This is a genomic window from Intrasporangium sp., from assembly GCF_035280925.1.
Taxonomy (GTDB): domain Bacteria; phylum Actinomycetota; class Actinomycetes; order Actinomycetales; family Dermatophilaceae; genus Intrasporangium.
In genome coordinates this window covers 1-6379 of the sequence record NZ_DATEEY010000143.1, presented here as the reverse complement: position 1 = coordinate 6379, position 6379 = coordinate 1, and the positions used below count along the sequence as shown (strand labels likewise).

General features: G+C 69.5%; 6 protein-coding genes. All 6 read right to left on the bottom strand.

Translation table 11 applies throughout. The annotated features are described in order from the left end of the window. Nucleotides 1-439: ROK family protein (locus VJN29_RS13355; RefSeq protein ID WP_324144120.1), on the bottom strand; the 439-nt coding region annotated here is incomplete at its 3' end. Then, nucleotides 436-1827, bottom strand: a complete 1392-nt coding sequence (locus VJN29_RS13350) for a glycoside hydrolase family 3 protein (RefSeq protein WP_324144119.1) — start codon at nt 1825-1827, stop codon at nt 436-438. The genes VJN29_RS13350 and VJN29_RS13355, both read right to left, overlap by 4 nt. A gap of 14 nt (nt 1828-1841) precedes the next feature. Then, on the bottom strand, nt 1842-2687 hold the full coding sequence (locus VJN29_RS13345; protein ID WP_324144118.1) for a carbohydrate ABC transporter permease: 846 nt from the start codon (nt 2685-2687) through the stop codon (nt 1842-1844). After that, nucleotides 2687-3574, bottom strand: a complete 888-nt coding sequence (locus VJN29_RS13340) for a sugar ABC transporter permease (RefSeq protein WP_324144117.1) — start codon at nt 3572-3574, stop codon at nt 2687-2689. The genes VJN29_RS13345 and VJN29_RS13340 overlap by 1 nt, the downstream gene beginning before the upstream one ends. A gap of 109 nt (nt 3575-3683) precedes the next feature. Then, a complete protein-coding gene (locus VJN29_RS13335; protein ID WP_324144116.1) occupies nt 3684-5051 on the bottom strand; it encodes an extracellular solute-binding protein in 1368 nt (455 codons plus the stop codon). Nucleotides 5052-5121: 70 nt separating this feature from the next. Beyond that, nucleotides 5122-6300: an ROK family transcriptional regulator gene (locus VJN29_RS13330; protein WP_324144115.1), complete on the bottom strand. Its 1179-nt coding sequence runs from the start codon at nt 6298-6300 to the stop codon at nt 5122-5124. Nucleotides 6301-6379 lie beyond the last annotated feature (79 nt).

Below are 6379 nucleotides of genomic sequence, written 5' to 3'. Positions count from 1 at the left end.
TCCCCTCGACGACCATCGCGGCCGCGAGCCCGGTGCCGAGGTTGAGGTAGCCGAGCGACCGCGGCACGACACCGCTCCCCGCGAGCAGCTGGACGGCACCGCGTGCAGCCGCCTTGACGTCGTTCTCCACCTGCACCGGGACGCCCAAGTGTGCAGCGAGCTGTGCTGCAAGAGAGAGAGACTCGACGTGGAGGTTGACGGCGTGTCGGACCACTCCGGTGCCGCGGTCCACGAGCCCGGGCATACAGGCCCCCACCGCCTCGACGGGCGACCCGGGGCCCGCGGCCGTGAGTGTTGCCCGGGCCATCTGCACCGCGACGCTGATGACGTCGCGGGCCCCTCGCCCCGATGGCGCCTGGCGGTAGGCGACGACCCGGCCAGCGGCGTCAAGGGCGACCACAGCCGTCTTGGTGCCACCGATGTCGATGCCCAGCCTCATGTCGACATCCCGAGCAGCCGCACGAGCGCCGCCGCCACGGCGGCCGATCCGCCAAATGTGACGATGTCCGCGCCGCCGCGTGGCCAGCCACACTCGACGAGGATCGTTCGGTGGCCACGAGCGCGCAGCCGTTCGCAGAGGTCCCACGCCGGGTGACCCGCACCGAGGCCGCGGACGGCAACGGCGACCTTCGCATCCTTCGGCACGGCAGCCGGGTCCGTGGCAGCGCCGATGGCAGCCGGTCCCCACGGGACCGTGCCGATGGCCGGGTTGCTCTCCGTCTCGACCTGTACGACGCTGGGCGGCGCCGCGGACGCCAGCCATGACCGCGCAGCCCCAGTGATCTCGAATGCCCGCTCGATGCCCAGCTCGAGGGGCCCCGCAGTCCACGGGCTGGGGGGGCTCGTGACCGGGTAGGCGGCAGCGAGCCGCGCGACGCGTCCGTACGCCTCGACCAGGCGCCGCTCTGCGAGCCGGCCCTTGGCGACAGCGGCAAGCACCGCGTCGACGACCTCTTCCAGCGCCGAGCCGGTCGTCCGGGAACCAAGGCAGAGCAGGTCGCACCCGGCCGCCAGAGCCCGCACCGCCGCCTCAGGGACGCCGATCGCACCACTGGCTCCGGCCATGTCGAGCGCGTCCGACACGATGACGCCGCCGAACCCGAGGTCTTGGCGCAGGACACCACGAAGCAGCTTCTCCGAGAAGGTTGCCGGGACTTCCGGATGGATCGCCTCCACGACGATGTGCGAGGTCATGACGCAGGCGACACCGGCGTCGACCGCGACCCGAAACGGCTCCAGCTCGCGCTCGTCCAGGACCTCACGCGGCACGGTGGTGCGCGGCAGCCCGTGGTGGGAGTCGACGACGGTGTCGCCGTGGCCGGGGAAGTGCTTGGCGCACGCAGCAACGCCCACCCCCTGCAGCCCCGCCACCCACGCCGCCGAGTGCCGGCCGACGGCGGCAGCCGTGATCCCGAACGACCGAGCCCCGATGACCGGGTTGTCATCGGCCGAGTTGATGTCCACCACCGGGGCGAGGTCGAGGTTGATCCCGTGTGCCGCGAGCTCGCGTCCCACCCGAGCGGCTGAGTCCCGCGTCAGCCGGGTGTCGTCGAGACGGCCGAGCACGGCGTTGCCCGGCTCCGGCGACCCCTCCAGGTAGTGCACCCGCGTCACGTCGCCGCCCTCCTCGTCGATCGCGATGAGGAGGTCCGGTCGACCGGCGCGAAGCGATGCGCAGAGGGACGAGAGAGTCCGTGGCCCAGCCATGTTGGGTCCGTGCAGGCAGACGGAAGCGAGCCCAGCGGCATACGCCTCATGAAGCCACGCCGGGACGGAGGTGCCCTCGAAACCCGCCATGACCGTGCCGAGGACGAGGCGCCTTCGCACCCCTTGGTCCTGCATCAGCCCTTCACCGCCCCGCCGACGAGCCCGCTGGACAGACGGCCCTGCACCATGAGGAAGAACGCGATGACGGGGATCGCGACGAGCGTGGACGCAGCCATGACCTGGCCCCAGTCGGTCTCGCGCATCGCGCTCGCCTGGAGGAAGCCGCGCAGCCACAACGGCAGCGTCCGGGCCTGCTCCTCGGTCATGACGACCAGGGCCACCGTGAACTCGTTCCACGCCTGGAGGAACGCGTAGACAGCCGAGGCCACGAGTCCGGGGGCCAAGAGGGGGAAGGTGATTCGCAAGAAGGCCTGGGTGCGTGACAGTCCGTCGACCATGGCCGCCTCCTCGAGGTCGATCGGCACGCCGGCGACGAACCCGCGCAGCATCCAGATCGTGAACGGCACGACCGCAGCCGTGTAGAGGATGGCGAGTCCGAGGACCTGGTTGAGCAGGCCGAGCGCGCTCATCATCTTGTACTGCGCGATGAAGAGGCCCTCGGCAGGCAGCATCTGGATCAGCAGCAGGGCCAGGATGAACGACTTGCGCCCGCGCCAGCGGAAGCGGCTGACCGCCAGCGCGCCGAGGAAGGCGATGGCGATCGCCGCGACGACGGTCAGCAGGGTGACGGCGAGCGAGACGCTCAGCGCCTGGAAGAAGCTGGAGTCATCGAGCACGCCGGCGTAGTTGTCGAGCGAGCCTCCGGTTGGCACGAGCGTCGGGGTCGTCCGCTGCAGGATGACGTTGGGCAGCAGCGACGAGTTGAGCATCCAGTAGACCGGGATGATCCACACGACGCTGACGGTGAGTGCCAGGAGGGTCCACAGCACGTTCGACGGGCGGAAGCTGCGCCGGCGCATCAGGACTCCTCCTTCATGAGGGAGCGGACGTAGTAGGCGGAGATGATCACGGTGAGGACGAGCATGAGGATCGAGACGGCGCTCGACATGCCGAAGTCACCGGAGCCGGTGCCGAGCGTGTAGATGTAGGTGCCCAGCAGGTGCGTCTCGTTCGCGAACCCGCCGGCGTCCTGGAGCAGCTTGATCTGGGTGAACACCCGCAGGTCCCAGATGAGCTGGAGCAGCAGGACGATCGAGATCACGGGCGCAACGAGCGGCAGCATGATGTGGCGGACCCGCTGCCACCCGGTGGCGCCGTCGATCTCGGCCGCCTCGATCACCTCCGGCGAGATCTGGGTCAGCCCTGCATAGATCGACAGCGCGACGAACGGCACACTCATCCAGATGACGATGACGGCGGCGATGGTGAAGAAGGACAGCGGCTCCGCGAGCCAGTTGTGGCCCGCAGCATCCTCGATCCCGATGTTGACGAGGAACCAGTTGAGCAGGCCGCGCCGCCAGTCGACGATCCAGGCCCACACGGTCATCGAGGCGACGACCGGCATGGCCCACGCGACGAGCAAGGAGACCTGCAGGAGGAGCCGTGGTGCTCGGCTGACGCGGCGCATGAGCAGCGCGATGGCGACCCCGAGGACGACGGTCGTGAGCGCGCAGACGATGCAGAACACGATCGACCGCACGATCACGGCCCACAGGGCGGAGTCGGTGACGAGGGCGCGGTAGTTCTCGATCCCGACCCACTCGGGCGGCTGGCCGAACTGCTGGGCGAGCCCGAACTCCTGGAAGCTCGTGACGATCTGCCAGCCGACCGGGTAGCCGAGCGCCACGACGAGGATGACCACGGTCGGGACGATGAGCAGGAGGGGGACGCGACGGGTCGTCGCCATGGGCTGAGCCTTTCACGGGCGCCGTGTCCCGGCCGGGGAGGTGTGGAGGACCTCCCCGGCCGCCGCGCCACGGCGTCACAGCGTGGGTCAGGTGCGGGTCAGATGCTGGTCACTTGAGGTTCAGCATCGGGGTGATCGTCGCGTCGTACTCCTTCGCCAGGGCAGCGAGGTCGGAGGCGTCGCGGATCTTGCCGAAGAACTCCTCGAGGACCTGCTTCGCCTCGACGGCCGCCCAGCCCGGCGCCGCCGGCGTCAGCTTGGAGTTGGACGCGGAGTCGATGAGCGCCTTCGCGAAGACGTCGTCACCGAGCGAGGACACGTAGTCCGAGTTGGCCGGGCCGAGTCCGGACTTGCCCAGCATCTGCTGGTAGTCGGCGCTGAAGATGATCTTGAGCAGCTCGCGGGCCAGGTCCTGGTTCTGGCTCTTGGCCGAGATGCCGATGTTCGAGCCGCCCGCGAAGACCGGAGCCGGCTTGCCGTCGTTGCCGGGCAGCACGAAGGCGCTGAACTTCTTGTCGTTCCACTCGCGGACCGGCTTGCCGTCCTTCTCCTTGAGGTCACCGATTGACCAGTGGGCCCAGCCCGGCGCCATGATCGTGGCTGCCGCGAGACTCGTCTTGCCGGCGGGCTTGCCTGCCTCGTCGAGGATCTCGTCGGTGTCGTTGATGTAGAGCCACGGCGTGGCGTCCTTGGCGTCGGCCGGCGCCTTGGAGGCGCTGCGGTAGATGTCCTGCAGCTGGGCCAGGCCCTTGAGCGTGTTCGCGTCGGACAGCGTGGAGACCCACTGCCCGTTCTCCTTCTTCGCGAGGTCACCGCCGTTGGCGAAGATCCAGGAGATGCCGTTGCGCCAGTCCTGGCCGCCGAGGAAGAAGCCGCTGAAATTCTTGATGTCGCGCGGGTTCTTCGCGGTGATCTGCTTGACCGCGGTGTTGAACTCCTCGAGCGTCGTGGGCTGGTTGACGCCCGCCTCCTTCCAGACGTCGGCCCGGGCGAACATGTAGCGCGAGCCGAAGTAGTACGGCAGCGCATACTTCTTGCCGTCCACCGACCCGACCTCGACGAACGACGGGAGCAGCTTGTCGCCGCCGAGCTCCTCGTAGAGGTCGGACACGTCCGCGAAGGCCCCCACGTTGGTGAAGGTCGGCGCCTGCGTGTTGCCCAGCTCGGTGACGTCCGGCGTGTTGTTCGCGTCGGGCAGCGACGTGGTCAGCTTGGTGACGATGTCACCCCACGTCTGCTCCTCGATCTTGAGCGTGGCCCCGGTCTTCTGCTTGAACGTGGTGGTGAGGTAGCCGCGCAGGTCGTCGTTCGTGTCCGCTCCCACGAGCCACAGCGTGATGGTGCGCTTGCTGTTGTCCTGGGACGTCGTCGGAGAGTTGGCCGCCGTTGGGTCCGAGCCGCTGCTGCACGCGGAGAGCAGCAGCGCTGCCGACGTGGCGACGGCTGTCGCCAGGGTGAGGCCGAAGTGCTTCTTCATGGAGGGTTCCTTTCGGGGTGGCCACCTGGGTGGGCCGTCGTGCCGTTGTCGTTGCTTTTCTTGTCCTTCGTCAGGTCACACCGAGCTGGTCCCAGAGGACGAGCACGGAGGCACCCCGCAGGACGATGTCGTCCGAGTCGCGGGCGAGCCGCACGGTGAGCGAGGTCGACGGGCGGGCGAGCATCCGCGACCTGAGGGTCGCGTCGAGCATGTCGAGCAGGACTCCGCCGAGCAGGTCCTCCGGGCCGGTGAGGACGACCTCGGCGAGGTCGAGGGCCGCGACGACGGGCGCGATGGCGATGCCGAGCCGCTCGCCGGCCTCACGGCGGGGCCGGTCCGGGTCGACGGGGTCGGCCTCGGCGAGGAGTCGCTCGAGGTTGGGCGCGGAGAGCCAGGTCTCGAGGCAGCCGTCCTTGCCGCACCGGCAGGGGGCACCGCCATCGGTGCCGACCGTGACGTGCCCGATCTCGCCGGCCGCGAAGTGTGCGCCACGGACCCGCTGGCCGCCGACGATGAGCCCGCAGCCGACGCCTCGACCGACCTTGACGAGCATGAGGTCGTCCCCGCCGCCGCCCAGGGTGTGGTCCGCGTGGACCGCCGCGTCGGCGTCGTTGGAGACGAAGACCGGCAGGCCCGTCTCGGCCGCGAGCACCTCGCGCAGGGGGACGTCGACCCAGCCGAGGTTGGGGGCGGTGTCGACGACGCCGCCCGGGCCGACGATGCCCGGAGTGCCGACGCCGATCCCGAGAAGTGGGGCGGTGGCCAGCTCGATGACCTCTCGGGTCAGGTCCAGGACGACCTCGAGCACCGGGTCCCCCTCGATCGGCTTCTCCTTGATCGGGTGAACAGCTTTTGTGCCCAGGTCGTCGGGCATCGGGCGCTCGGCGCGGGCGAGAATCTGCCCGTCGAGGTCGAGAACCGCGGCGCGGAGCGTCTGGTGCTCGGCGAGGTCGAGGCCGATGATCTGGAGACCGGTGCGGTTGACGTCGACGAGGGTTGCCGGCTTGCCCGGCCGCACCTCATCGGACGGCCCGAGCTCGACGGCGTGCCCGCTCTCGAGCAGCTCGGCGACGAGATCGCTCACCGTCACCTTCGTCAGGTCGAGCCGGCGGGCCAGGTCCGCCCGGCTCATGGCACCGGCCGAGTAGAGGGTCTGGAGCAGGAGCGACAGGTTGTGCCGCCGACCGTGGGCGGGCAGGACCGCTGTCCGCGGGTGGACGCGTCGGGCCCGGGGGGCGGCGGTGACCATGAGAGTTAGTAAACTTTACTAACTACTAGTTTGGCAAGAGGCGAGCGCGGAAAAGCGTCCCGGAATCCGCGGCCGGGCC